The 24,093-nt window shown below is 66.2% G+C and carries 22 protein-coding genes and 1 tRNA gene; 15 read left to right on the plus strand and 8 right to left on the minus strand.

All coding sequences use genetic code 11. The annotated features are described in order from the left end of the window. Nucleotides 1-424 precede the first annotated feature (424 nt). Complete coding sequence (locus tag EYS42_RS03465; protein WP_130966424.1) at nucleotides 425-2,479, plus strand: sigma-54-dependent Fis family transcriptional regulator; 2,055 nt, start codon at nucleotides 425-427, stop codon at nucleotides 2,477-2,479. On the opposite strand, the gene EYS42_RS03470 is transcribed toward EYS42_RS03465, so the two are convergent. After that, nucleotides 2,453-3,439: an MBL fold metallo-hydrolase gene (locus EYS42_RS03470; RefSeq protein WP_130966425.1), complete on the minus strand. Its 987-nt coding sequence runs from the start codon at nucleotides 3,437-3,439 to the stop codon at nucleotides 2,453-2,455. The genes EYS42_RS03465 and EYS42_RS03470 overlap by 27 nt on opposite strands. A 354-nt stretch (nucleotides 3,440-3,793) precedes the next feature. Here EYS42_RS03470 and EYS42_RS03475 point away from each other — a divergent pair, with 354 nt between their 5' ends. The 3 genes from EYS42_RS03475 (at nucleotide 3,794) to EYS42_RS03485 (ending at nucleotide 6,930) form a co-directional block, all read left to right on the plus strand. Then, nucleotides 3,794-5,686: a methanol/ethanol family PQQ-dependent dehydrogenase gene (locus EYS42_RS03475; RefSeq protein ID WP_130966426.1), complete on the plus strand. Its 1,893-nt coding sequence runs from the start codon at nucleotides 3,794-3,796 to the stop codon at nucleotides 5,684-5,686. A gap of 102 nt (nucleotides 5,687-5,788) precedes the next feature. Next, the gene (locus EYS42_RS03480) at nucleotides 5,789-6,451 is read left to right on the plus strand and encodes a pentapeptide repeat-containing protein (protein ID WP_207301093.1); all 663 of its coding nucleotides are present in this window, start codon (nucleotides 5,789-5,791) and stop codon (nucleotides 6,449-6,451) included. After that, nucleotides 6,448-6,930, plus strand: a complete 483-nt coding sequence (locus tag EYS42_RS03485; RefSeq protein ID WP_207301094.1) for a c-type cytochrome — start codon at nucleotides 6,448-6,450, stop codon at nucleotides 6,928-6,930. Before EYS42_RS03480 ends, EYS42_RS03485 begins: the two co-directional genes overlap by 4 nt. A gap of 22 nt (nucleotides 6,931-6,952) precedes the next feature. On the opposite strand, the gene EYS42_RS03490 is transcribed toward EYS42_RS03485, so the two are convergent. The 5 genes from EYS42_RS03490 to exaC form a co-directional block, all read right to left on the minus strand. Further along, nucleotides 6,953-7,279 (minus strand): c-type cytochrome, encoded by a 327-nt coding sequence (locus EYS42_RS03490; protein ID WP_245503481.1) that lies wholly within the window; start codon nucleotides 7,277-7,279, stop codon nucleotides 6,953-6,955. 55 nt (nucleotides 7,280-7,334) lie between these two features. Continuing rightward, nucleotides 7,335-8,390, minus strand: coding sequence for a quinoprotein relay system zinc metallohydrolase 1 (locus EYS42_RS03495; RefSeq protein WP_165456620.1), 1,056 nt, complete (start codon nucleotides 8,388-8,390; stop codon nucleotides 7,335-7,337). After that, the gene (locus EYS42_RS03500) at nucleotides 8,387-9,268 is read right to left on the minus strand and encodes a quinoprotein dehydrogenase-associated SoxYZ-like carrier (RefSeq protein ID WP_245503482.1); all 882 of its coding nucleotides are present in this window, start codon (nucleotides 9,266-9,268) and stop codon (nucleotides 8,387-8,389) included. Before EYS42_RS03500 ends, EYS42_RS03495 begins: the two co-directional genes overlap by 4 nt. A 68-nt stretch (nucleotides 9,269-9,336) precedes the next feature. Beyond that, nucleotides 9,337-11,457: a TonB-dependent receptor family protein gene (locus EYS42_RS03505; RefSeq protein WP_130966429.1), complete on the minus strand. Its 2,121-nt coding sequence runs from the start codon at nucleotides 11,455-11,457 to the stop codon at nucleotides 9,337-9,339. 163 nt (nucleotides 11,458-11,620) lie between these two features. After that, nucleotides 11,621-13,141: an acetaldehyde dehydrogenase ExaC gene (gene exaC / locus EYS42_RS03510; protein WP_130966430.1), complete on the minus strand. Its 1,521-nt coding sequence runs from the start codon at nucleotides 13,139-13,141 to the stop codon at nucleotides 11,621-11,623. Nucleotides 13,142-13,540: 399 nt separating this feature from the next. On the opposite strand from exaC, the gene EYS42_RS03515 reads away from it, so the two are divergent. The 8 genes from EYS42_RS03515 to EYS42_RS03550 all read left to right on the plus strand — a co-directional run bounded on the left by EYS42_RS03515 (nucleotide 13,541) and on the right by EYS42_RS03550 (nucleotide 16,855). Next, a tRNA-Gly gene (locus tag EYS42_RS03515) sits at nucleotides 13,541-13,616 on the plus strand. A 79-nt stretch (nucleotides 13,617-13,695) separates the two neighbouring features. Continuing rightward, the gene (locus EYS42_RS03520; RefSeq protein WP_130966431.1) at nucleotides 13,696-14,100 is read left to right on the plus strand and encodes a YkgJ family cysteine cluster protein; all 405 of its coding nucleotides are present in this window, start codon (nucleotides 13,696-13,698) and stop codon (nucleotides 14,098-14,100) included. A 174-nt stretch (nucleotides 14,101-14,274) separates the two neighbouring features. Next, nucleotides 14,275-14,538: a hypothetical protein gene (locus tag EYS42_RS03525; protein WP_130966432.1), complete on the plus strand. Its 264-nt coding sequence runs from the start codon at nucleotides 14,275-14,277 to the stop codon at nucleotides 14,536-14,538. A 19-nt stretch (nucleotides 14,539-14,557) separates the two neighbouring features. Further along, on the plus strand, nucleotides 14,558-15,352 hold the full coding sequence (locus EYS42_RS03530; protein WP_130966433.1) for an MbnB/TglH/ChrH family RiPP precursor modification enzyme: 795 nt from the start codon (nucleotides 14,558-14,560) through the stop codon (nucleotides 15,350-15,352). Continuing rightward, a complete protein-coding gene (locus EYS42_RS03535; protein WP_130966434.1) occupies nucleotides 15,325-15,597 on the plus strand; it encodes an HvfC/BufC N-terminal domain-containing protein in 273 nt (90 codons plus the stop codon). Before EYS42_RS03530 ends, EYS42_RS03535 begins: the two co-directional genes overlap by 28 nt. Further along, the gene (locus EYS42_RS03540) at nucleotides 15,560-16,054 is read left to right on the plus strand and encodes a DoxX family protein (RefSeq protein ID WP_130966435.1); all 495 of its coding nucleotides are present in this window, start codon (nucleotides 15,560-15,562) and stop codon (nucleotides 16,052-16,054) included. The genes EYS42_RS03535 and EYS42_RS03540 overlap by 38 nt, the downstream gene beginning before the upstream one ends. A gap of 1 nt (nucleotide 16,055) precedes the next feature. Continuing rightward, complete coding sequence (locus EYS42_RS03545) at nucleotides 16,056-16,646, plus strand: sigma-70 family RNA polymerase sigma factor (RefSeq protein ID WP_130966436.1); 591 nt, start codon at nucleotides 16,056-16,058, stop codon at nucleotides 16,644-16,646. Beyond that, on the plus strand, nucleotides 16,643-16,855 hold the full coding sequence (locus EYS42_RS03550) for a hypothetical protein (RefSeq protein ID WP_130966437.1): 213 nt from the start codon (nucleotides 16,643-16,645) through the stop codon (nucleotides 16,853-16,855). Before EYS42_RS03545 ends, EYS42_RS03550 begins: the two co-directional genes overlap by 4 nt. On the opposite strand, the gene EYS42_RS03555 is transcribed toward EYS42_RS03550, so the two are convergent. Both EYS42_RS03555 and EYS42_RS03560 read right to left on the minus strand, forming a co-directional pair. Next, nucleotides 16,845-18,047, minus strand: coding sequence for a GGDEF domain-containing protein (locus EYS42_RS03555; protein ID WP_130966438.1), 1,203 nt, complete (start codon nucleotides 18,045-18,047; stop codon nucleotides 16,845-16,847). The two genes, EYS42_RS03550 and EYS42_RS03555, sit on opposite strands and share 11 nt — an antisense overlap. Further along, on the minus strand, nucleotides 18,044-19,363 hold the full coding sequence (locus EYS42_RS03560; RefSeq protein ID WP_165456621.1) for a GGDEF domain-containing protein: 1,320 nt from the start codon (nucleotides 19,361-19,363) through the stop codon (nucleotides 18,044-18,046). The genes EYS42_RS03555 and EYS42_RS03560 overlap by 4 nt, the downstream gene beginning before the upstream one ends. A gap of 176 nt (nucleotides 19,364-19,539) precedes the next feature. Here EYS42_RS03560 and EYS42_RS03565 point away from each other — a divergent pair, with 176 nt between their 5' ends. The 3 genes from EYS42_RS03565 to EYS42_RS03575 all read left to right on the plus strand — a co-directional run bounded on the left by EYS42_RS03565 (nucleotide 19,540) and on the right by EYS42_RS03575 (nucleotide 24,024). Continuing rightward, a complete protein-coding gene (locus tag EYS42_RS03565; protein ID WP_165456622.1) occupies nucleotides 19,540-20,340 on the plus strand; it encodes a substrate-binding periplasmic protein in 801 nt (266 codons plus the stop codon). Next, complete coding sequence (locus tag EYS42_RS03570; protein ID WP_130966441.1) at nucleotides 20,337-23,063, plus strand: response regulator; 2,727 nt, start codon at nucleotides 20,337-20,339, stop codon at nucleotides 23,061-23,063. Before EYS42_RS03565 ends, EYS42_RS03570 begins: the two co-directional genes overlap by 4 nt. Before the next feature lie 160 nt (nucleotides 23,064-23,223). Next, nucleotides 23,224-24,024 carry a WecB/TagA/CpsF family glycosyltransferase gene (locus tag EYS42_RS03575; protein WP_245503483.1) on the plus strand — a complete coding sequence of 267 codons (801 nt, stop codon included), beginning with the start codon at nucleotides 23,224-23,226 and terminating at the stop codon, nucleotides 24,022-24,024. Nucleotides 24,025-24,093: the final 69 nt, after the last annotated feature.

The raw sequence follows: 24,093 nt of genomic DNA on the forward strand, positions 1-24,093 counted from the left end.
CCAGGGTTTGCACCCCATCGCCCCGGAACCCCGGTGAACACGGGCCTCTGCCCCCTGTGACACTGTTCCAGATTGGCGCAGTGTCACGGCACAGCGGTCTGGGCATGGCACAGGGTGAACCCTGACTCGACACGCACGGCGGTTGCCCCATGGGCTGTTTCATGCGCACCGGTCGGGCTTTTCGGCCAGTTTTCCGCGGGTTAACACCGAGTGGCCAGGGGTTTGCTATCTCTGGGCACGGGTCTGCGGCAGCCCCGCCCGTGACAACGGGTTAACCATGTTGATGCCGGCACCTTTGTGAAGACCATTGATGAGCCAGAACAACCAGCACAACCATGGCCAGCCGCCCCCACCACCGGCTGGTCCAGAAGACTGGGTTCTGGAGACCTGGGACGCTGACCCAGCACTGGACCTTGGAGACCACATGAGCGTCGTGATGCATGCCCCCGCCACCCTGCCCCCGCGGATGTCGCCGCTGCCGCCGCCCTTGCCCATGATCGGGCAGGACGCGCTGCGCAAGGCCCATCACCGCTCGGCACAGTTCGGTCTGAGCAGCAACGACCAGCCTGATTTTTCCAGCCTGCCCAAGGCCGACCTGGACGGCGCGCTCGACGAAAACCGCTTCCTGTTCCAGCACGCGGCGCCGGTGATGGCCACGCTGTACGACCAGATCGCCAACACGCATTCGATGGTGCTGCTGACCTCGGCCAAAGGCCTGGTGCTGCACTCGCTGGGCGATTCCGATTTCCTGGAGAAGGCCTCGCGTGTGGCGCTCACACCGGGCATGGACTGGTCCGAGCAGAGCAAGGGCACCAACGCGATTGGCACGGCCCTGTCCGAGGCCGAGGCCCTCACCGTGCACGGCAGCCAGCACTTCATGAACGCCAACAAGTTCCTGACCTGTTCGTGCGCGCCCATCTACGACCCGCATGGCGCCGTGATCGGGGCGCTCGACGTGACGGGTGACCACCACAGCTTCCAGAAGCACACACTGGCCCTGGTGCGCATGTCGGTGCAGATGATCGAGAACCACATGTTCGCCGACATCTTCCACGACGCCATCCGCATCCACTTCCACACGCGGCCCGAATTCCTGGGCACGCTGGTCGAAGGCATCGCCGTGTTCTCGCCCACGGGGCGCTTCATCTCGGCCAACCGCAGCGCGCAGTTCCAGCTGGGGCTGTCGTTCTCCGCACTGAAGGCGCACACCTTCTCATCACTGTTCGGCATCCCGATGTCGTCGCTGCTGGAGCTGTTCAGCGGCAGCTCGCCCACGCCCAAGCAGCTGGTGCTCAACAACGGCGTGATGGTGTGGTGCCGGACCACGCTCAAACGTTCGGCCCCGTGGTCGACCCCGCGCATGGACGACGCCGAACGCCAGCGACGCCACACCGCCAGCGGCATGCCCACCGTGATCGACGAGGCCACCACCCCTGCACAGGCCCTGCGCAGCCGCACGGGCCCCACGCTGGACGAGCTGGACACCGGTGACGCGCAGGTGCGCGCCGTGATCCACAAGCTGCGCAGGGTGGCGGGCAAGGACATCCCCGTGATGATCCAGGGCGAAACCGGCGCCGGCAAGGACCTGCTGGCCCAGGCCATCCACAACGATTCACCGCGCGCAGGCCGGGCCTTCGTGTCGATCAACTGCGCCTCGATCCCGGAAACGCTGATCGAATCGGAGCTGTTCGGCTACGAGGAAGGTGCCTTCACGGGCGCACGCAAGAAGGGCGCGGTGGGCAAGATCCTGCAGGCGCACGGCGGCACCCTGTTCCTCGATGAAATCGGCGACATGCCGGCCCACCTGCAGGCGCGCCTGCTGCGCGTGCTGCAGGAGCGCAAGGTGAGCCCGCTGGGCGCCGGCAAGGAGGTGGAGGTGGACATTGCCGTGGTGTGCGCCACGCACAAGAACCTCAAGGCCATGATCGCGCGGGGCGAGTTCCGCGAAGACCTGTACTACCGGCTCAATGGCCTGGTGGTGCGCCTGCCGGCACTGCGCGAGCGTTCCGACTTCGAGGCCATGGTGCACCGCATGGTGCAGCAGCTGTGCGAGCCCGGTGAAGCGCTGCAGGTGTCACCCGAGGTGATGGAGCTGTTCCGCCGCTACAGCTGGCCAGGCAACTTCCGCCAGCTGCACAACCTGCTGCGCACCGCTGTGGCCATGGCCGAACACCAGGGCGTGATCGAGCCCATGCACCTGCCCGATGATTTCCTGGAAGAGCTGCAGACAGCACATGACCCCGCATCGGCATTGACGTGCCCGGAGGCCCTGCCCCTGGTGGCCGAAGCTCAGGCGGAACCCACCCGGCCGCAAGCACTCGACCGCCAGAGCCTGGAGAACGTGACCCTGGCGGCCATGGCCCAGGCACTGCGCCTGCACAAGGGCAATGTGTCGGCGGCAGCCAAGGCCCTGGGCGTGTCACGCAACACCATCTACCGCAAGAAAGAACTGCTACCGCCCGACGCCCTGGGGCATTGACCCCGCGGCCTCCAGCACCTGCACCATGCGCTGCAGATTGGCGCGCTGACGGGCCTGCAAGGCCGGTGTGCGGGGCACGCCAGCCGGCCAGTGGGCACGGTCGATCTCGGCGCCGATCTCTTCAGGCAAACGCCCGCCTTGCAAGCCCTGCTGCACCTGGGCCTGCAGGCCCAGCAAGGCCTGGCGCGTGCGCTGCACCGCCGCCTGAACCTCGGCAGCACTCGCCCAATGGCCATGCGCCAGCAGGTGCTGCACGGGCTGGGTGGGGTGCCGCGCCTGCTCATCCACCCGCTGCAAGGCCTGCAGCCAGGCATCAGGCTCGGCGCGTGAGGCCTCGGGCAAGGGTTGCCGATCGACCAGCCCCCCGGCCCACAACACGCCCTGCGGCGCCAGCCACAACAGCGCATCCCCGGGGCTGTGGGCCTTGTGCACGGCCAGCACCTGCACCGACAGCCGCCCCACCGGCAGCACCTGCCCGGTCTGCAGCTCGCTCTGGCCGGGCTTGACGCGGCCCGGCTCCACGCCGCACACGGTGCAGCCGTCGGCCAGGCGCTTGACGATGGCTGCCGGCGCCCGAACCTGCCCTGCATCGGCCAGTTGCAGGCCTTGCAGGCCGCGCACGCTTTCAGGGTCGCCATGGGTCAGCACCACCCAGCGCAAACTGGCCTGGAAGCGGCAGGCCAATGTGCGCTGCGCCTGCGCCCCATGGGCCGCGCTGGGGCCCGGGTCGATCAGCATGGCCTGCCCATCGTCCACCACCGCCACCACGGGCTGTGGCGGCGCCTGCGGGTCACGTTCATCGGGCAGCCAGGCCCATACCGCCGCCGTGATCGGTTGCCACGGAACGGGCGGGCAGCCCGGCGCAGTGGCGTCTTCGTGCGCCTGCACGCAAGCTGCGAGCGCCCAGAAGGTCCAGGCCCAGGTCCGGGCCATGCGGCCCTTGGTGTGTGTGGTGTGCATGCGCCGCCATGCAGCACAAGCCGTTCCAGGGCCAGCGACCGCAGAAGCCGGTCAGCGCACGGCCTGGGGTTGTTGCGTCCTGGAACACCGTGTTGCCCAAGGGAACGCGGCGGTGTCACAAGCGGTGTGACACACGCGCCTCCAAGGCGGGCAGCACCTCAGGGGTTAACCCGCAAAAGCGTCAACTCCAGACACCCCTTGACGCGAGGAAACCCTGTGTTCATCGGGCTTGCCGGCCGCTTGGCGGCTCATGGGCAGGCATCCCAAAAGCTGGCATGTGCTTTGCGGTAAGGGGCCCCAGGCCGGCGTCAACGCCGCCACGACGAAACACCCCACCCCGATTGAGGAGCCTGCATGAGAGCACCCGTGAACCGCACCGCCCACCGCCTGTCTGTTCTGGCTGTGGCCGCCCTGGCCCTGAGCGCTGCCACCAGCAGCCATGCCGTCAAACCCGTCACCTGGGACGACATCGCCAACGATGCCAGAACCACCGACGACGTGCTGACCTACGGCCTGGGCCTGACCGCCCAGCGCTACAGCCCGCTCAAGAAGGTCAACGCCAAGACCATCGCAAACATGGTGCCGGTGTGGAGCTATTCCTTCGGCGGTGAAAAGCAGCGCGGCCAGGAAGGCCAGGTGCTGGTGCATGACGGCGTGATCTACGCCACCGCGTCGTACTCGCGCTTCGTGGCCATCGATGCACGCACCGGCAAGCGCCTGTGGACCTACGAGCACCGCCTGCCCGAAGACATCCGCCCCTGCTGTGACGTCGTCAACCGCGGCCCGGCCATCTACGGCGACAAGGTGTTCTTCGGCACGCTCGACGCCTCCATCGTGGCCCTGGACCGCACCACCGGCAAGGTGGTGTGGAAGTCCAAGTTCGGCGACCACAAGATCGGCTACACCATGACCGGCGCCCCCTTCGTGGTGAAGGACCCGAAGAGCGGCCGTGTGCTGCTGGTGCACGGCTCGTCGGGTGACGAGTTCGGCGTGGTGGGCTACCTGTACGCCCGCGACGTGGACACCGGCGAAGAAGTGTGGGCCCGCCCCTTCGTGGAAGGCCACATGGGCCGCCTGAATGGCAAGCCCAGCACGCCCACCGGCAACCCGAAGGCCCCGAGCTGGCCTGACGACCCCAGCTCGCCGACCGGCAAGGTGGAAGCCTGGAGCCACGGTGGCGGCGCCCCCTGGCAGACCGCCTCGTACGACGCCGACACCCAGACCATCGTGGTGGGCACGGGCAACCCTGCGCCCTGGAACACCTGGAAGCGCACGGCCCCTGGCGACAAGCCCATCAACTGGCCCAGCCTGTACACCTCGGGCCAGGCCTACCTCGACCCGACCACCGGTGAGCTCAAGGGCTTCTTCTCGCACACCCCGAACGACGCCTGGGACTTCTCGGGCAACAACTCGGTGCTGCTGTTCGACTACAAGGACCCGAAAACCGGCAAGACCGTCAAGGCCTCGGCCCACGCCGACCGCAACGGCTACTTCTTCGTGACCGACCGCCTGAAGCTGGCCCAGGGCGGCGCCGAACACCCCTGGAAGCAGAACGCCATCATCAATGCCTGGCCATTCGTGGACGGCATCACCTGGACCAAGGGCTTCGACCTGAAGACCGGCATGCCACTGGTCAACGAGAACCAGTACCCGCCGCAGCCCAAGGAAGGCCAGGACAAGGGCGACAGCATCTTCGTGTCGCCACCCTTCCTGGGCGGCACCAACTGGATGCCCATGAGCTACAGCCCCGACACCGGTCTGTTCTACATCCCGGGTAACCACTGGGCCATGGACTACTGGGCTGAAAAGATCAACTACAAGGCCGGTGCAGCCTACCTCGGCCAGGGCTTCCGCATCAAGAAGCTGTACGAAGACCACGTGGGCATCCTGCGCGCCATCAACCCGGTCACGGGCAAGATCGCCTGGGAGCACAAGGAGAAGTTCCCGCTGTGGGCGGGCACGCTGACCACCGCCGGTGGCCTGCTGTTCACCGGCACCTCGGACGGCTTCCTCAAGGCCTTCGACGCCAAGACCGGCAAGGAAGTCTGGAAGTTCCAGACGGGATCCGGCGTGGTCTCGGTGCCCGTGACCTGGGAGATGGACGGGGAGCAGTATGTCGGCATCCAGTCGGGCTACGGCGGTGCCGTGCCGCTGTGGGGTGGCGACATGGCCGAGCTGACCAAGCAGGTCTCGCAGGGCGGCTCGATGTGGGTGTTCAAGCTGCCCAAGCAAGCCGCCGGTCGCTGAATCGCAGCGCCCCTGAGCCGACCTGAGACCCACACGTCGGCTCACCCCGCCCCGACCTGGCCCTGCCTGCTGCAAGGCCAGGTCTTTGTCATGGAGATCCCGATGCAACGAGCTGCTGCTGTCACACCGCGCACCGGCCTGTCATGGCCACACGCCCGGCTTCGCACCTGGGGCCTGAGTCTGGGCCTGGGCTTGATGGTCATGGCCGGCATGGCCCAGGCCGATGCCAACCCCACCGACCTGACCGAGCCACCACCCGGCGAGCCCCTGGTGATCAACGGCTGCCCCATCTGGCCCTACACCCGCTGCCCCGGCGCCGACCTGCGCCACGCCAACCTGGTGGGCAAGAACCTGACGGGTGCCGACCTGCGTGGCGCCAAGCTCACGCGCGCCGACCTGCGTGGCGCCAACCTGGCCGTGGCCAACCTGGAAGGGGCCGACCTGACCGGGGCCCGACTGAACAAGGCCACGGCCGCCAACACCAACTTCCGCAAGGCACGCTTCGTGGGCACCGACCTGGAGGCCGCCCGCATGATGCGCTCGGACTTCAGCGGTGCCGAGTTCATCGGCTGCAACCTCGAGATCACCCGGCTGGACCACGCCTGGTTCGTCGGCACGCGCTTCGTGGGCAATGACCTGCAGGAAAGCAAGTTCAACCAGGTGAACCTGCAGGACGCCTACTTCGAGGCCAATGTGATCCGCTACGCGATTTTTCCGAGCTCGAACATGGCCGGCTGCACCGGCTGCCCGGGAGGATGGGAATGAAGGTTCGCACCCTGTGCGCCAGCCCGGTGCTGGCCCTGACCCTGCTGACACCTGCGTGGATGGCCTGGAGCCCTGTGCGGGCCGCCACCGCGCCACAGGCCCCGGAAGTCGACACCCGCGGCCTGCCGGCGCTGGCGCCCGGCTGGGCCGAGCGCAACCCGCTGCGTGAGGTGCCGCTGGCGCAGGCCATCGGCCGGCAGGCCTACCACCAGGCTTGCGCCCGCTGCCATGGGGTCGAGGCCGACGGATCGCGGGCACCGGCCCCTGACCTGCGCCGCATCGGCAAGGCCTGTCAGCGTCTTCAGGACCTGAGCTGGCGTGAGCGCTGCCTGTCCGACAGCGACCACTTCTTCGTGCAGTCGGTGCGCTTTGGCAAGAAGAAGTTCGACATCGAGCACATGCCAGCCTGGGATGGCGTGCTCAGCCCTCAGGTGGTGTGGTCGATCCGCAGCTTCATCGAAAACGCGCCCAAGCCCTGAATGCAGGACCGGGCGAAGACCGTCATTTCTTGACGGTCAGGATCCATTCGGCCAGCCGCTTGACATCGTCCTTGGCCAGGCTGGGGTGTGACGGCATGGCCATGCGTCCCCATTTGCCGGTCGAGCCGTTCTGGATGGACATCATCAGGTCGGCCACGGCATCTTTCTGCCCGGCATAGCGCTGGGCCACCGATGAATAGGCCGGCCCGACCACCTTCTCGGTCATCCCGTGGCAGGAAAAGCAGCCATTGGCTTTGGCCAGGTCGGGCACGTTCACAGGGTCGGCGGCCTGGGCCAGGCCGGCCAAACTGAAGGTCAGGCTCAAGGCCATCAGACGAATCTTGTTCATGGGGTTTGCTCCGTACAGCATCGGGGAAGGAAAGGGATCGGTGAGCGGCGGGGGCTCATGGCGCAGTGGTGCGAGGCCCCAGGGCCCGCACTTCGTGCGCCGGGTACCACTGCACCAGGGTGCGGTGCCATTCCGCGGGCTGCGCCGCCCAGTCCGCGAATCGTTCAGGCAAAGGCAGGCCCAGCAGCTCGCTGAGGTCACGCCCTGCTTCGGCGCTGTCGCGCAGGTGTCGGTTCACCCATTGCAGCCAGTCGCGGGTCTGGGCCATGCCATCGACACCGGCGTGCACCGGACCATGACTGGGCACCAGCTGCCGAAAGCAGCCGGCCTGGTGCAGTGACTCCAGTCGCGACAGGCTCTCGAGCCACTGGGCCGGCGTGGCATGGGGCGTGGTGGGCACACGGTCCTTGAAGACCAGACCACCCACAAAGGCCACCCCCGTGGTGTGATCGATCAGCACCAGGTCACCCCCGGTGTGGCCTTGCAGGCGCAGCCATTCCAGGCGGTGCTGGCCCAAGGTCTGCAGGCCCAGCGGCACAGACTGTGTGGCGGCCATGGGCACCGTGTGGCGCTGCCATGGGCCACACAGGCGGTGCAGGTTGGCGGCCAAGGCCTCGCCCTCGGCCTGCATGGCCTGCGCACTGGCCGGCAAGGCCTGCACGCCCACATCGGCCCAGGCGCCATTGCCCAGGAAGTGATCGGGGTGCTGGTTCAGGTTGACCACCTGCACCACCGGCTCGCGCGTGGTCTGGGCGATCAGGGCACGTTGCTGCTGGCCGTACAGCAGCGAAGGCCCGGTGTTGATGACGACCACCCCCGCACCCGTGGCAATGAAGGCGGTGTTGATGATGTTGCAGCCATTGGCCAGACGGAAGTCGTCTACCGCGCCTTCGATCACCCAGGTGCGGTCGGCCACGCGGCGGGCGCGCAGGGCCAGGTCGAGGCGGGCAGCATCGGGGTGGGCAGCATCAGGGCGGGCGGCCTCTGTGTCGGCTGCACGCTGATGGGTGGCCACCTCTGGCGGGTTGGCCCAGGCCAGGCCGGGCAAGGCACCCAGGCCCAGCAAGGGCATGAGCGGCCAGCAGCGCTTGAGCGGGCTCGGCAGGCTCATGACTGCAGCACCTGGTCGATGCGCAGGCCGTTGTTGTCTCGGCCTTGCACGCGCCATGGGCCTGGCTGGCCCGTGTCGGTGGCCAGTGGCCACTCCAGGGTGAACAGCGGATTCTCGGCCACCGGCTCGTGCAGAAACAGGCGGCACGCCGCCTGCCCACGGGCATCGGTCAGCGTCAGTGTTTCCAGGTAGAAGGCCGGCACCCCAGGCACCAGGCCCGTGTCCATGGGGTGCATCACGCGCAGGCGCAGCCGGCGTGAGCCCTCTTGGGCGTTGTCGAACCAGCGGGCCTGCACCTGGCCCAAGGTGTCCTGCCAGCTGCCATCCGAGCGTGCGCCGCCCGGTGCCGTGCACCCGCCACCTGCCGCGCCCACCTGGGTGCCACCCACATGCCACTGGCCATCGTCGGTCTGCACCAGAGCCCTCACGGGCGAAGCCTGCTCCAGCCGCATGCGCAAGGCCAGCACGGGCAAGGCCTGCAGGGGTTCGAAGTCCAGCACGTGGCGCACCGGGTTCAGGTCGGCCACCACCCGGATGCGGCGCACACGCTGGCCGCCCATCCCGGCCGTGCCCAGCAGGGCCTTGGCGTCGATGCGCACGGGCACATTCAAGGGGTCGTCGGCATGCACCGGCGCTTGCACGAGCACCCGGGTCGAGAAAACGATGGGGCCACCGTCCGTGAACTGCCGGGCCAGGTCCGGCCACGACGGCGAGGCCAGCGGGTCGGCAGGCCAGCGCACGGCCTTGGCCGGGTGGGCCACATGGGCCACATGGGCCCTGGAGCGGGCCTGAGCTTGGGCTCGGGCGGCATCACCCCACAGCCAACCGGCCAGGGGCAAGCCTTTCAACAGGCGTCGGCGCATGGTGGAGGTGCTCATGGGGTGCGTGGCGCGGCCCGGGGATCGGTTGTGGGGTGTCGGTTCAGGTGTCTGCGGCAAGCGCCTGCTCAGAAGGCCAGCGTGGCGCTCAGGCCCACACCCCACTGACGCCCAGGGGCCGGCTCGAAGAAGCGGCTGTTGGCGTCGTTGGCGATCACGGAGCCGATGGTGGCGCGGTCTTCCAGGTTGTCCACCCGCACCGATTCACGCAGTTTCCAGGCACCCACCGTCTGCTCCCAGCGCAGGCTCAGGTTCAGCAAGGTGGCCGCTTCGGCGCGGTCGCTGTTCACATCGTCCACCGCGATCGAGCCGCGGTGAACCAGCTCCAGGCCACCGGTGAAGCCCTTGTAGAAACGTGGTTGCCAGACCAGCTCGGCAAAGAGGTTGCGATTGGCCACGCCCGGGATGCGGTTGCCCGCGGCCACCGTGGCACCGCTGCTGTTCTTGTAGGCCTCTGCGAACTCGGCCCGCAAGGCCGTCAGGGCCAGATGGGTGCGCCACTCGGGGCTCCACTGCGCGGTGTGCGACAGCTCGGCGCCCACGCGACGGGTCTGGCCCGCATTGGCGTAGATGGCACGCCCGCCGGTGTTCGAGGCCACCACGATCTCGCGGCGGGTGTCGATGTGGAACAGCGCCGCATCGATGCGCTGGCCCGGGGCCCACTGGCTCTTGATGCCGAGTTCCGAATGCGTGCTGGGCGAGGCCTTCAAGGCCAGGTTGGGGCCGCTGCCTCCGGCCTTGTAGGCGATCTCGGTGAGGGTGGGTGTCTCAAAGCCACGGCCGATGTTGGCGTACACGTTGGTGTGCACGCCCAGGTGCCGCGTGATGCCTACCAAAGGGTTCGTGGCATGGAAGGACACCTGGCCGCTGTCGTCGGGGTTGCCGGGGCGGATGTAGGCGTCTTCCACCTTGAAGCGCACTTCGTTGGCCCGCACGCCGGCCAGCGCGCTCCAGTCTTCGTTGATGGCCCAATCGGCCTGCGTGAACAGACCAGACTGGGTCACGGCGTCCTGCTCGTCACGCTTGAGGGTGCCCTGCACCCCCAGGTTGTTGATGTAGCCCAGGCGGTGTTCACGCATGCGCTCGTGGTCCAGGCCCACCAGCCAGCGCACCTGGCCCACGCTCAAGGCCGTGCGACGGCTGTACTGCAGGCCCAAGCCGCTGTAGACACGGTCCAGGTCCACCATGCCCCCGGCGGCCGTGGCCGAGGTCTGGGCCGACAACGGCGTAGACAGGCGGTTGCCCAGGTCGCGCTCGCCGGCGTACACGCGGGTCATCCATTCGCTTTGGCCATCGATTTTGTGATCGACCACCACGCCCAGCTGGTTCTGGGCCACTTCCTTGCCCGCCTTGTACAGCGTCGAGTTGGCCACGGCCTGGCGCGGGTTCTGCTGCACCTGGGCACGGGTCAGGCCCAGCGGGTCACCCGATTCAGGCTGGTCGAAGGCATTGGCCACCACGGTCACACGGGTCTGCTCGGAAGCCTGCCAGCGCAGGCGGGCATTGAGCTGCTTGCGTTCTGCCGCGCTGTTCTGGCGCCAACCATCGGTCTCGAACTGACTGAGGTCGATGAGGTAATTCAGGCCGTCCTGCTGGCCACCGGCCTGCAGGCCCACACGGTGCATGCGCTGCGGGCCGGCATCGTAGGTGGCCGTGATCTCCGGGCGTTTCGGGCCAGCCGCCGTGAACACCTGCAGCACACCACCGGCCGAGTTGCCGTACAACTGGGCCAGGGGGCCACGCAGCACCTCGATGCGCTCGGCCGAGGGCAGGCTGATGGTCGAGGCCTGACCTTGCCCGTCGGGCATGGTGGCAGGGATGCCATCGACGATCAGGCGAGCGCCGCGGATGCCGAATGGCGCGCGGGCCCCCGAGCCCCGTATCGACAGTTGCAGGTCCTGTGCGTAGTTCTGGCGGTTCAGCACCGTGATGCCAGGCACGCGGTTCATCACCTCCGACAGGTTCACGCGCGGGCCGGCCGCCTCGATGGCCGCACGCTGCACCGACTGAACCGAGGCCGGCGCATCAAAGCTGCGCTGGGCCTGGCGCGAAGCGCTCACCACCACGTCCTGCAGGCCCTGTGCATCGGGCAACGCCTCGTCGGCCTGGGCCATGAAAGGGCTGACGCCCAGGGCCAGGGCCAGAGATGTGGCCAGCATGTGGCGATGGAAAGGGGGCCGTTGGGGCATGGGGGTCTCCGTCATCGGCTGCTCCGCGCGCAGCCTGTTGGGCATCTTGTGGGGGTCTTCAGCGGCTGTCGAGCACACGGGGCACCATGCGCTCGACAGCCGAGGCTACCGGCCACCCCGGCGTTTCGGCTCAGGGCAAGCCAGCAGCTGTCTCGTCAGGGCATCAGAAGAAGCCCAGCTTGTTGGCGTCGTAGCTGACCAGGATGTTCTTGGTCTGCTGGTAGTGGTCCAGCATCATCTTGTGGGTCTCGCGGCCAATGCCCGATTCCTTGTAGCCGCCGAAGGTGGCGTGCGCCGGGTAGTGGTGGTAGCAGTTGGTCCACACGCGGCCGGCCTGGATGCCCCGGCCGAAGCGGTAGGCGCGGCTGCCGTCGCGCGTCCACACGCCAGCGCCCAGGCCATACGGCGTGTCGTTGGCGATCTGCATGGCTTCGGCCTCGTCCTTGAAGGTGGTCACGGCCAGCACGGGGCCAAAGATCTCTTCGCGGAAGATGCGCATGCCGTTGTGGCCCTTGAACAGCGTGGGCTGGATGTAGTAGCCGTCGGCCAGATCGCCGCCCAGCTGCGCACGGTCACCCCCGATCAGCACCTGCGCGCCTTCGTCCTTGCCCACCTGCAGGTAGGACATGATCTTGTCCATCTGCATGCTCGAAGCCTGCGCGCCCATCATGGTCTCGGTGTCCAGCGGGCTGCCCTGCTTGATGGCCGCCACGCGCTTGAGCACCTTCTCGATGAAGCGGTCGTAGATCGATTCGTGGATCAGGGCGCGGCTCGGGCAGGTGCACACCTCGCCCTGGTTGAAGGCAAACAGCACCATGCCTTCGATGGCCTTGTCCAGGAAGGCGTCGTCAGCGGCCATCACGTCTTCGAAGAAGATGTTGGGGCTCTTGCCGCCCAGCTCCAGCGTGGCCGGGATCAGGTTGGCTGCCGCGGCCTGGCCGATGATCTTGCCGGTGGCCGTCGAGCCGGTGAAGGCGATCTTGGCGATGCGCTTGCTGTTGGCCAGCGGCATGCCGGCTTCGCGGCCCATGCCGTTGACAATGTTGAGCACGCCCGGAGGCAGCAGGTCGGCAATCAGCTCGGCCAGCACCAGGATGCTGATGGGCGTGCTCTCGGCAGGCTTGAGCACCACGCAGTTGCCGGCACCCAGGGCCGGGGCCAGCTTCCAGGCGGCCATCAGGATCGGGAAGTTCCAGGGGATGATCTGACCGACCACGCCCAGCGGCTCGTGGAAGTGGTACGCGATGGTGTTGCCGTCGATCTCCGAGATCGAGCCCTCCTGCGCACGCAGGCAGCCGGCGAAGTAGCGGAAGTGGTCGGCCGACAGCGGGATGTCGGCGTTCAGGGTTTCGCGGATGGGCTTGCCGTTGTCCACGGTCTCGGCATAGGCCAGCTTCTCGATGTTGGCCTCGATGCGGTCGGCGATCTTGAGCAGGATGTTCGAGCGCTCGGTGGGCGAGGTGGCGGCCCACTTGTCCTTGGCGGCGTGGGCAGCATCCAGCGCCAGCTCGATGTCGGCCTCGGTCGAACGCGCTGCCTGCGTGAACACGCGGCCATTGATCGGGGTGATCACGTCGAAGTACTGACCTCCCACGGGGGCCACGAACTTGCCGTTGATGAAGTTGTCGTAACGGGTCTTGAAGGCAACGGGGGCGCCCGCGCTGCCGGGGGTGGCGTAGATCATGTGTCTTCCTCAGTTGGATGAAAGCAGGACAAGCCGGAGGTGGCTGCCGGGCTTTTTCTCAAACTCCATGCCAGGCCAGAAGCAGCGCTGAAAGCCGCCCGACGCGCCCTTAGACCCCGCAAAGTGCTCCGTTTGTGAACACTGTGCGGCTGTGCCGCGCCCTCTGTGACGCGGCACTGTTCCATCCTGCAATGCCCACCCGCACCCGCGGGCCCTGACAAGCCCGGGCGCACGGCATTCGCGGCCGTTTGGCGCCGTCAGACAGGTCCTTGCTGCGGGTGAACCCTGAGCCCGAACCCGATCCCTCAGGGAAACCCTGTAGATGACGCCCGGAGGCGCCTTCGTCGCATGCAGGGCCCGTTGTCGGGCCAGAAAACACGCTATAATCTTGGCCTCAGCGCGGGAATAGCTCAGTTGGTAGAGCGCAACCTTGCCAAGGTTGAGGTCGCGAGTTCGAGCCTCGTTTCCCGCTCCAGATCGCGAGCCCCTGTCAGTCACCTGACAGGGGCTTTTTGCTGTCCGGCCCTGCCCTTCACTTCTGCCCTCCTGCGTCCATGCGCTCCTCGATCCACATCGTCGACGTCGACCGCCTCGACACCTGGACCCGCTATCGCAACGGCCTGTGCGACACCTGCATGGCCAACTGCTGCACCATGCCACTGGAAGTGCGCCTGACCGACCTGGTGCGTCTGGGCGTGGTCGACGCCTTCGAAGCCGAGCATGAAGAAGAACGGCTGATCGCACGGCGCCTGCAAAAGGCCGGCGTGGTCGAGCGCTTCCACCAGAAGTCGGGCGTTTTCACGATGGCGCGTCGTGCGGATGGCGATTGCCGCTACCTCGACGCACACACCCGGCGGTGCACGGTGTATGCCCAGCGCCCAGACACCTGCCGCAAACACCCGCAGGTGGGCCCGCGTCCAGGGCACTGCCCCTACGGTCGCCGCGACGCCACACGCTGACACATGGCTGGTTGCAGATTTCTGTCAGGATCTGCATGGCACCCGCGACAGAGACACCAGCAGGCCTGAGAGGCGGTTCACGCAGCAATGCATCCACCCCAACCGGCCTTGCGTAACTGTCACTGTGCACACCCCGTGCTCGATCTCAACGCTCCCTGAGCAAAGGACTTCGCCATGAACATCAAGACCCTCGCCGCCCTGGCCGCCACCGTGATCGCCACTTCGGCCTACGCCGGCCACCATGAAGAAGCCAAGTGCGGCGCCGGCACCTGCGGCAAGAAGGAAATGACCGACAAGAAGAAGGCCAAGGCCGCCAAGGCAGGCGCTTCGGCCGCCTCGGGTGCCGAACACAGCTGCGGCAAGAAAGACGCAGCCTGTGGCAAGAAGGAAGCCAGCTGCGGCAAGAAGGACAAGGAAGCCTCCTGCGCCAAGAAGTGATCGGTCCGAGGGCTGCACCATGCTGGGACTGGGCTTGCGCCGCGAGATGCTCGACTGGGACCTGTCATCCCTGCAGGCCCGGTTCTTCGAGGTCGTGCCCGAAAACTGGGTGCACCGCGACCGCAGCCCCCTGCTCGCCCTGATCGAGGGGGGGCGCCCCGTGCACCTGCACGGTGTGTCCATGAACCTGGGCGGCACCTCACCGATCAGCCCGCAGTTCCTGCGTGAACTGCGCGGCCTGATCGACGACCTCAGCGGGCCACAGGGCGTGCCGCACTACTCCGACCACCTGGCCGCCAGCGGAGATGCGCACCAGCTCTACGACCTGTTCCCCATCCCGTTCACGCCGGCCGAAGTGGCGCGCGTGGCGGGCCGCATCCAGCAGGTGCAAGACGGCCTGGGCCTGCGCATGGCCATCGAAAACAGCACCTGGTACAGCAACACCGGAACCCTGTCAGAGGCCGACTTCCTGGCGGCCGTGGCCGAGCGGGCCGACTGCGACATCCTGCTTGATCTCAACAACATCAGCGTGAACCGGAAGAACCACGGCACGCATGACCTGAGCGAGTTCATCGCCCGCATCGACCTGAACCGGGTGCGCTACATGCACGTGGCCGGCCACGAATTCGACGCCCGCTTCGAGCTCTACATCGACACCCACAGCCAGGGCGTCGAGCCCGACACCGCCGCGGTGGCGCGGCAACTGCAGGCACTACATGGCCTGCCCATCCTGCTGGAGTGGGACAACGACCTGCCTGACATGGCCACACTCAACCGGGAGCTGGCATGTCTGATGCCTTCTACGACTACGTGAGAGGCCGCAGCGACGTGGTGCCCGAGGGGCACAACGAACGCGGCTTGCAGGCCTACCGCCACCTGGTCTGGTTGGGCGCCAGCCAGATGGTCGAGTCGCATTTCCCGGAAGTTCGCCGGGAGCTGGGAGAAGACGCCTGGCGAGCCTTGATCGCGGCCTTCGTGCGCGACTCGCGCTGGCAATCTCATTATTACGGGGACCTCAAAGATGATTTCCTGGCTTTCCTGGCCGAACACACTGCTTGAGCGCGCCACGGCACCGCTGCACGACCTGGGCCTGCTGGTGCTGCGCCTTTGGGTGGGCCAGGAGTTTCTGCTGGCCGGCTGGACCAAGGTGGCCGCAGGGCCCCAGGCGCCTGAATGGTTCACGGGCCTGAGCTTTCCCTGGCCCCAAGCCCTGCTGCCCGCCGATGTCAGCTGGGTGCTGGCGGGGTATGGTGAGTTGCTGCTGTCACTCGCCTTGCTGCTGGGTCTGTACAGCCGGGTGGCGGCGCTGGGATTGCTTTACGTCACCTTCGTGGCCGTCTACACAGTGCATTTCGACCTGGGCTGGGCTGGCTGGAACCAGATCGACAGCGAAGATGGCCTCGGCTTCAAAGTGCCCCTGATGCTGGCGCTGATGCTGCTGGCCGTGCTCACTCAGGGCGCTGGCCGGTATGCGGCCGACGCATGGCTGACGCGCCGCGAACACGACAGGACCTGAGATGGACGCCGCACGCGACATGGACGCCTGGGCGCGCCGATGGCGAACCCCGATGCTGCGCTTTGCTCAGCTGCACATTCAGCCTCGGGAAGAAGCAGAGGACGCCGTCCAGGAAGCCCTGATGGCACTGGTCGCTCAACTGGCCAGCGGTGAACTGGCCGCAGGTGCCAGCGCGGGCGAAGCGCTCAAACCCTATCTGTTCGGCATCCTCAAGCACAAGATCACCGACCGCTTGCGCCACCGGTACCGCCACACTGCGCGCACCGAATCGATGGACGACGAGGCCTTCGAGGCCGAGCTGTTCGATGCTCGGGGCCACTGGCTGGATGGCGCCGCCCCCACGCGCTGGCATTGCCCCGAATCGACACTGGCCAACGAGCAGTTCTTTGCCGTGGTGGACGCCTGCATCCACCGGCTGCCCGCCAAGGCCGCCCGGGTGTTCAGCATGAAGGAACTGCTGGACTGCGACGCCGATGAGGTGTGCGCCACCCTGGGGCTGAGCAAGACCGATTACTGGCAATGCATGAGCCGGGCCCGCAAGCAGTTGCAGGTGTGCCTGACACAACGCTGGTTCGAAGGGGATCGCACATGATGAACTGCAAGACCTATGTGTTCAAGCTGAGTTCGGGGCAGCTGGACACAGCCAGCCTGGGCGAACGCCTGTGGGCCGCACAGCACCGCATGATGTGTGGCAAGTGCCGCGTCTTCACGGCCAATGACCAGCAGCTCACGGCCGTGATGCAACGTCACAAGAACGATCTGCTGAAGGCCCCGCCACCCGAGGAGCCGATCAACCGCTGACCTGGTTGCGCCCGGCCACCACGGCGCGAGCCAGGGCTCGCTGGGCCCGTGCGATCAGCTGCTGAGGCGCACTGGCCGGGTCGGAAGGCACCGCAGTGCCCACCCCGATGGTGATGGTGATCGGCCCCAGCGACTGCGACGCCCGGTGCCCCTGCGCGCGCACCAGGTCGAACAGGCGGTCGGCCGCGACCATGGCCTCGATGTTCTCCACATCGGGCAGCACGGCCGCGAAGGTCTGCGCATCGAAACGCACCATCAGGTCCTTGGGGCGCACGCTGCTGGACAGCAACTGGGCCACCTCTCGCACACACTGGTCCATCGCGTGGCGGCTGGCCACCGTGGCGCCACCACGCAACTGGTCCACCTCGATCAACAGCAAAGACACGGCCTGCGGCTCTTCCTGGGTGGTCCGCCACACCTGCCTCAGGTAGTCGTCCAGGGCCTGCCGGTTGCCCAGCCCGGTGAGGGCATCGGTCTGAGACAGCAGCACCAGTTCATCACGGGCCGCCTGCAACTCGTCGAGCAACTGGTCTTCCTTGAGGTTGAGCAGGAAGCGCTGGCGCTCCTGACGCTCCAGCGCAAAGTTGCAGGTCAGGGTGGACACAGCACTGAACCCCAGCATGCACACCAGCGGCACCACCAGTGGATTGCCGTGCTGGTCACGCATGAAGGTGGCCACGATGTGCATGCCCAGTACCGCCAGCGAGAACATCAGGGCAAGCCGAAAACGCACCCGCTGCAACAGGTTGCAGTACAGCAGCACGACGATGAGGCCCGCGCTGTACAGGTAAGCATGCACACTCTGACTGATCAGAGACAGGAACAGCAGCGAGGCTGCGACTGCCAGCGAGGTGCTGACCACCAGCCAGTCGGCGGTCCACGACCCCAGGCGCGCAATCAGCGGCTGGCTGAAAAAATGGCTCATGAGGATGAGTGCCACACCCACGGGCGTGAACACCCCCAGACGGATCGTGACGCCCGTCCAGAACACATCGGGCAGCAGCATCCAGTCGACCAGCACAAACAGGTTGTAGACCAGCAGCGCCAGCGCCGCGGTGCGTATGGCATAGCCAATGCGCCTGGGCACCTCATGGTCGAGGTAATGGCGTTCGAGGTCGTCGTCAAAGCCCAGCCGCCAGCGGGGCTGCACCAGGGCCTGGTCGACCGTCTTGAGCAGTGCCGTCTGGTTCATGGGGCCGGCCTTTCCTGCCAGGACACCTGCATCCGGTCACCGCCCTGTCGTTTGGCGCCGGCCAAGGCATGACGGGCCATGGCGATCAGGGCCTCGGGCGTGTCGAACTCGGACACCTGAGGCAGGCAGGACACCCCAAGGCTCAGGCGCACCGGGTGCCTCAGTGCTTGATCTTCATCGAGGTGGAGCATCCGGCTCGCCGCCAGGATCCGTTCCCCCACCACGCGGGCCGGCTCGGCCCCGGTGTGACCGAGCACCACCATGAACTCGTCATCGTCGGTGCGGGCCACGAAGTCATTGGGCCGACGCAGGCTGGCCTGAATGGCACGGGCCACCGCCTGCAGGCAGGCATCGCCATGTCGGGCGCCGTGGGCTGCGTTGTGATCGGCCAGGTGATCCACATCGATCAGCAGCACCGACACGGGGGCTTCGTCAACCAGCAGGCGGGCCCAAGTGCGCTCGAAATGCTTCTGGAACTGGCGCTTGTTGGGCAACTGGGTCAGGGCGTCCACCCGTGCCATCGCCTCGATCTGCTGGATCGTGTCCTGCAGGTCCTGGCGGATCATGCCCTGCTTGAGCGTGAGCAGGTGATTGCGCCGGCTCTCCTTTTCAAGGTGGAACAAGGCATACACCACCATCACCGCAGAAGACAGCAGGATCAGAAAGACCGGCAACCCGATGGTCAGACTCTGCTCGGGCGCAGGCAACAGCAACTGGGCCGCGAAGGTCAGGCCCACGGTGCCCACGATCGTCCACAGGCCGGGCACCAGCCGCATGCGAAGGAAGGCGGCGGTGTACATGATGTGCATGGCACTGGCCACCAGGTACTCCTGGGCCAGCACACTGCCACTGGCCAGAACCAGACAGAGGTGCAGCAGCACCGCACTGATCGTGCCGACAGCCTGCAGTTTCTGCATGGCCATGGACGACATGACCATCTGGGAGGCCAGGTGGGCAAACAAGGCGTAAGGTGCCATGCCCACCAGGCGCACCATCACGGCCATCCCCCACACGTCGGGGATCATGAAACGGTCGGCCAGGATCAGCAGCGCCATGGCAGGCGGCAACCACTGCGAGGCCCGCACAAACACTGCGCGGCGCTCGCCCAAGGTGGCCGATTCGAAAGTGGCCTCCAGCTCAGGTTCGAAACGCAAGCGCCAGGCCGGTTGCTCCAGCGCGCGGTCGATGTGCGCCCAGGGCGTGGCCACGCGCAGCGCCTCACCGCCTTGCGACAGGGGCATGGAGGGGTCATCTCCCCGGCCGGAAGAGGCGGAGGACTGGAGCACACGGTCCAGAGATCGGGCGGGCGGGTTCATGGGTGCACGGCGGTGTCTTCCCGGATCTTGCAACAAGGCCGACGCCATGACCAGAAGGGAAGTCCCCGTGCTGCAGTGCAGCGAACAAGGTGGGAAACACCGTTGAATTGTGCCCAACCCGATTTCCCGTCCCTTGATATAAAACTGATTCATGGCGCAGTACAGGAGTGTCCACAGTGAAACGAACCCTTCGCTTCCTGCAGGGCATGGTCTGCAGAACCTTGGTCTTGGCAGGTCTGGCTGCGGCAGCGGCCATGGCACCATCGGCCTCAGTGGCAGCAGGCGCTCGCTCGGTCACGATCGGAGCTGAAGACGACTGGCCTCCTTATTCGTTCCGCCACACCGATGGCAGCCTGCAGGGCATCACGCCTCGCCTGGTGCAGGCTGCCCTGAAACTCAGGGGCATCGAAGCGCGCTACGAAGTGCTGCCGTTTTCCCGCTGCATGCGCGACGCCATGGTCGGCCGTCTGGCCGCCTGCTTCAACGCCACCATCACCGCGGAGAACAAAGCCCCCTATCAGTGGCACCCAACCCCGCTGTTTGTTGAAGAACTCGGCATCTTCGCCCGCAAGGGTGCGGGCGCCCGCGCAGCCTCGGCCCAGGACCTCGAAGGGCAGATCGTGGGCATCACCCGGGGTTACACCTACCCCAGTGAGATGGTCAAGAACCCGCGCATCCGCATCGTCGAGGCAGCCTCGGACTTGCAACTCATGAAGCTGCTCCAGGCCGGACGGCTGCAGTTTGCGCTGCTCAACACCTTGCCGGCCTCCTGGCGCATCCAGCAGGAAGCCAGTTTGAAGGGGCAGATCGAGCGGGTGGGCGCCGTCAGTCAGGACGGGTTCTGGCTGGCGGTGTCACGCAAGCACCCACAGGGCAACGAACTCGTGCGCGAGATCGAAGCCGGGCTGCAACAGCTCAAGGCCAGTGGCGAGTACGACCGCCTGATGCAGAAGGCCCGACAGGAGCTGATCCGATGAGCCTGCCCTATCGATCGCTTTCCAGGCAGCTGACCTGGCTGGTGGCAGCCGTTAGCCTGCTGGTGGCCCTGGTGTCGACCGCTTACCGTGCCAACCAGGTCCATGAAGAGGCCATGGCCCACCTGGAAGCGACATTCCACACCATCGAAGTCAGCCATGTGCGCGCCTTGTCGGCCAGCGCCTGGTTGCTGGACGAAGCCCAGGCGCAGGAGCAACTCAGGGGCATCGCCGAGCTTCCACAGGTGAAGCAGGTGCAGATGACCGGCGACCTCAAGCTCCAGACCCAGGCAGAGCCCACACCGAACTCACGCTGGACACCCCCGGCCTGGATGGACATGCCCCGCGTGGTCAGTCGCAGTTATGTGCTCAGTCACCCAGCCGATGGCGCACCTCAGGCACGCACCGTCGGACGCCTGCAGGTCGATGTGTCATTGCAGGGCGTGTACGACAGCGTCATGAACATGCTGTGGGTCATCATGCTGGTCGAACTGGTGCGGACTGCGGTGCTGGGCCTGGCCCTGCTGTGGGTGGTGCAGCGCCTCATCACCCGGCCACTTCAACAGGTGGCAGACGCCTCGAACCGCCTGCAGATCGAAGACCTGCACACCCCATTGGTGCTCAATGGCCGGTCCACCCGCTCCCGCGACGAAATCGACGTGCTGGTCGAAGCCAGCAACAGCATGCGCCGCTCGATTGCCGAACAGATCGACCAGCGCGAGGACAGCGAGCGGCAACGCCAGGCCATGTCGCTGGAAAAGGAAGCCGCCCAACTGGCCAATGCGGCCAAAAGCGATTTCCTGGCCAGCATGAGCCACGAGATCCGCACCCCGATGAACGCCATCATCGGCATGTCGGAACTGACCCTGCGCACCCCCCTGGACAACAAGCAGCGCAACTACATCCAGAAGGTTCGCCATTCGGCGCAGATCCTGCTGAGCCTGATCAACGACATCCTGGATTTCTCCAAGATTGAGGCGGGTCGGCTCGACCTGGAGCACACGCCCTTCGACCTCTACCACGAGCTGGAGGGGCTGCTTGACATCGTCAGCCTCAAAGCCGCCGATAAGCCGATCGAACTGATGCTGTCGGTGGGGCCCGACGTGCCACGCCACCTGATGGGCGACCCCCTGCGCCTGCACCAGATCCTGCTGAACCTGGGCAGCAATGCCGTGAAGTTCACGCGCTTCGGCGAAGTGGTGATCGGGGTGGAGCGACTGGCTCATGACGGGCACAGCAGCACCCTGCGCTTTTACGTGCGCGACACCGGCATAGGCCTGACCCAAGCCCAGAAGGCCAAGCTGTTCCAGCCCTTCACACAAGCAGATGCCTCGATCAGCCGCCAGTTCGGGGGGACCGGGCTGGGCCTGGTCATCAGCCAGCGACTGGTCAATCGCATGGGCGGCACGATCGACATCAACAGCGCCTACGGGGTTGGCAGCACCTTCTCCTTCGACCTGCGGCTGGAACACGCCCCCCAAAATGAGCTCCGCGAGGAGTCCATCGAGCAGACCGTGCCTCAGCGTGTGCTGGTGGTCGACGACAACAGCTCGGCCCGCCAGATCTTGGCCGACATGAGTCGCACCCTGGGGGCCGAAGTGGTGACTGCGGAGGACGGACAGAACGCGATCCGCCTGTTCGATGCGGCACTGCGCGCAGGCAAACCCTTCGACATGATCTTGCTGGACTGGCAGATGCCCGGCATGGACGGCGCCGCCTGCGCACGCCTGATGCAAAGCCTGAGCCCCAACCCACCACAAGTGCTGATGGTTTCGGCACACCAGCGCGACGAGATCGAAGCGACTTTGGCACGTTCGAACACCCAGGTGCAGGCGTTTCTGAGCAAACCCGTCACGCACAGCGCCCTGCTGGAGGCCTTCCGGCAGGTGCGAGCACCAGCCCGGCCTCAGACAGGCAAGGCGCCCACTGAAGAAGTGGACACCGCTGAAGCCCGGCGCCACCTGCAGGGCCTGCGCGTTCTGGTGGCCGAAGACAACCCCATCAACCAGGAACTCATCAAGGCCATGCTGACCCGCGTGGGCGTGCTGGTGACCACGGCACAGGATGGCGAGCAGGCCCTGAGGGCGCTGCAATCGGCCGAATTCGACGCCGTGCTGATGGACTGCCAAATGCCCGACATGGACGGTCATGAAGCCACACGGCGCATCCGCAAGCGATCTGACTGGGCCACGCTGCCCATCATCGCTGTGACTGCCAGCGCCATGCCAGGAGAGCGCGACAAGGCCCTGGCCTCAGGCATGAATGCCTACCTGATCAAACCACTGGCGATGGCCGACCTGTACCGCACCTTGCGCCAGGTTCTCGCATGTGAAGGAGCCCCGACAGCCGGAAGACTGGACACTGGCGCATTTCTGGCCGATAACGGTCTGGACACAACGGCCGGTTTGGCCCAGACCATGGGCAACCAAGCGCTGTACCAGCGGCTTCTGAAGCTGTTTGCACAACAGGAATCGGATTTCTGCCCGCGCTTTGACCAAGTGCTTCGACAAGGGCAGCCCCGAGAGGCACGCCGCATGTTGGGTAATTTGCGCACATCGGCCGGAGCGCTGGGCGCCCATCAGATCGTAGAGGCCTGCAACGAGCTGGACCGCTTGCTGTACCTGGGCGAGACAGGCTCCCGGCTGCAACCGGCACTGGACGGTCTGGCGAACGCTGTGTCGCACGCGGTGGCTGGCATCCGCCAGCTGGAGGGGTTTGAAGCCTGAGCAGGGCTTGCCCCACCCCCAATTGGGGGGTGGGTGACCGCAAAACCCGAACTAACCCTGAGGAAATCGCGACTTCAATCACGCCTCCTAGGCGAGACCCTGAGTCGACCGCCTCGGGCACGCCGATAAAGTTGCACCAAAGCCTTCCAAGGTAGTCACAGTGAAGCCTTCCAACTACAGCCTGTACCTCCAGACCGTTCGCCAACGAGCACGTCGCTCGGGTGCGACCGTTCTGTCGAGTTTCATCGATGCGGTGGATTGGGACCAAGCCCTGGCCCGTCTGGCCACGTGGGCTCGCTTGCGCGAATCGCGCTATGTGTGCCTGTGCAATGTGCACTCGGTGGTCACGGCTGAACAGGACCCAGCATTCCACGAAGTGATCGCTGGTGCCGACATGGCCCTGCCAGACGGCGCTCCAGTGGCCTGGAGCCTGCAGCAAAGCGGCTTTCCCGAACAGCAACGCATCAACGGCCCTGACCTGATGTGGCGCTACATGCGCGTGGCCGAGGAGCTGGGGCAGTCGGTCTTTTTTTATGGCTCTTCGGAAGACACCCTTCGCCAACTGCGCCAGGCCGTGGCCCGTCAGTTCCCCACGCTGCGGGTGGCCGGCATGATGTCGCCCCCTTTCCGCGAACTCAGCGCCGAAGAAGATCAGGCCCATGTGGACGCCATCAACCGCTCGGGCGCCCATGTGGTGTTCGTCGGTCTGGGCTGTCCCAAGCAAGAGGTCTGGATGGCCCAGCACAAGGGCCGCGTGCAAGGCGTGATGCTGGGCGTGGGCGCAGCCTTCGACTACCACGCAGGCACCCTGCGCCGCGCCCCGGTGTGGATGCAGAACCATGGCCTGGAATGGGCCTACCGCCTGGCCAGCGAGCCGCGCCGCCTGTTCAAGCGCTACCTGGTCACCAACACCACCTTCGTGTGGAAGCAGGGCCTGAAGATGCTGCAAGGCCGGTTCTGAGGCCGGCCCGACATGCCACATGAAAAAAGCGCCTTACAGGCGCTTTTTTCATGTCGGCAAGCGCATCAG

The sequence above is a fragment of the Aquabacterium lacunae genome (assembly GCF_004310865.1).
GTDB lineage: Bacteria > Pseudomonadota > Gammaproteobacteria > Burkholderiales > Burkholderiaceae_C > Aquabacterium > Aquabacterium lacunae.

Coding starts and splice junctions, on each gene's coding strand:
- EYS42_RS03465 (WP_130966424.1), top strand. CDS start 425: ATGAGCGTCGTGATGCATGCCCCCGCCACCCTGCCCCCGCGGATGTCG.
- EYS42_RS03470 (WP_130966425.1), bottom strand. CDS start 3,439: ATGCACACCACACACACCAAGGGCCGCATGGCCCGGACCTGGGCCTGG.
- EYS42_RS03475 (WP_130966426.1), top strand. CDS start 3,794: ATGAGAGCACCCGTGAACCGCACCGCCCACCGCCTGTCTGTTCTGGCT.
- EYS42_RS03480 (WP_207301093.1), top strand. CDS start 5,789: ATGCAACGAGCTGCTGCTGTCACACCGCGCACCGGCCTGTCATGGCCA.
- EYS42_RS03485 (WP_207301094.1), top strand. CDS start 6,448: ATGAAGGTTCGCACCCTGTGCGCCAGCCCGGTGCTGGCCCTGACCCTG.
- EYS42_RS03490 (WP_245503481.1), bottom strand. CDS start 7,279: ATGAACAAGATTCGTCTGATGGCCTTGAGCCTGACCTTCAGTTTGGCC.
- EYS42_RS03495 (WP_165456620.1), bottom strand. CDS start 8,390: ATGAGCCTGCCGAGCCCGCTCAAGCGCTGCTGGCCGCTCATGCCCTTG.
- EYS42_RS03500 (WP_245503482.1), bottom strand. CDS start 9,268: ATGAGCACCTCCACCATGCGCCGACGCCTGTTGAAAGGCTTGCCCCTG.
- EYS42_RS03505 (WP_130966429.1), bottom strand. CDS start 11,457: ATGCCCCAACGGCCCCCTTTCCATCGCCACATGCTGGCCACATCTCTG.
- exaC (WP_130966430.1), bottom strand. CDS start 13,141: ATGATCTACGCCACCCCCGGCAGCGCGGGCGCCCCCGTTGCCTTCAAG.
- EYS42_RS03520 (WP_130966431.1), top strand. CDS start 13,696: ATGCGCTCCTCGATCCACATCGTCGACGTCGACCGCCTCGACACCTGG.
- EYS42_RS03525 (WP_130966432.1), top strand. CDS start 14,275: ATGAACATCAAGACCCTCGCCGCCCTGGCCGCCACCGTGATCGCCACT.
- EYS42_RS03530 (WP_130966433.1), top strand. CDS start 14,558: ATGCTGGGACTGGGCTTGCGCCGCGAGATGCTCGACTGGGACCTGTCA.
- EYS42_RS03535 (WP_130966434.1), top strand. CDS start 15,325: ATGTCTGATGCCTTCTACGACTACGTGAGAGGCCGCAGCGACGTGGTG.
- EYS42_RS03540 (WP_130966435.1), top strand. CDS start 15,560: ATGATTTCCTGGCTTTCCTGGCCGAACACACTGCTTGAGCGCGCCACG.
- EYS42_RS03545 (WP_130966436.1), top strand. CDS start 16,056: ATGGACGCCGCACGCGACATGGACGCCTGGGCGCGCCGATGGCGAACC.
- EYS42_RS03550 (WP_130966437.1), top strand. CDS start 16,643: ATGATGAACTGCAAGACCTATGTGTTCAAGCTGAGTTCGGGGCAGCTG.
- EYS42_RS03555 (WP_130966438.1), bottom strand. CDS start 18,047: ATGAACCAGACGGCACTGCTCAAGACGGTCGACCAGGCCCTGGTGCAG.
- EYS42_RS03560 (WP_165456621.1), bottom strand. CDS start 19,363: ATGAACCCGCCCGCCCGATCTCTGGACCGTGTGCTCCAGTCCTCCGCC.
- EYS42_RS03570 (WP_130966441.1), top strand. CDS start 20,337: ATGAGCCTGCCCTATCGATCGCTTTCCAGGCAGCTGACCTGGCTGGTG.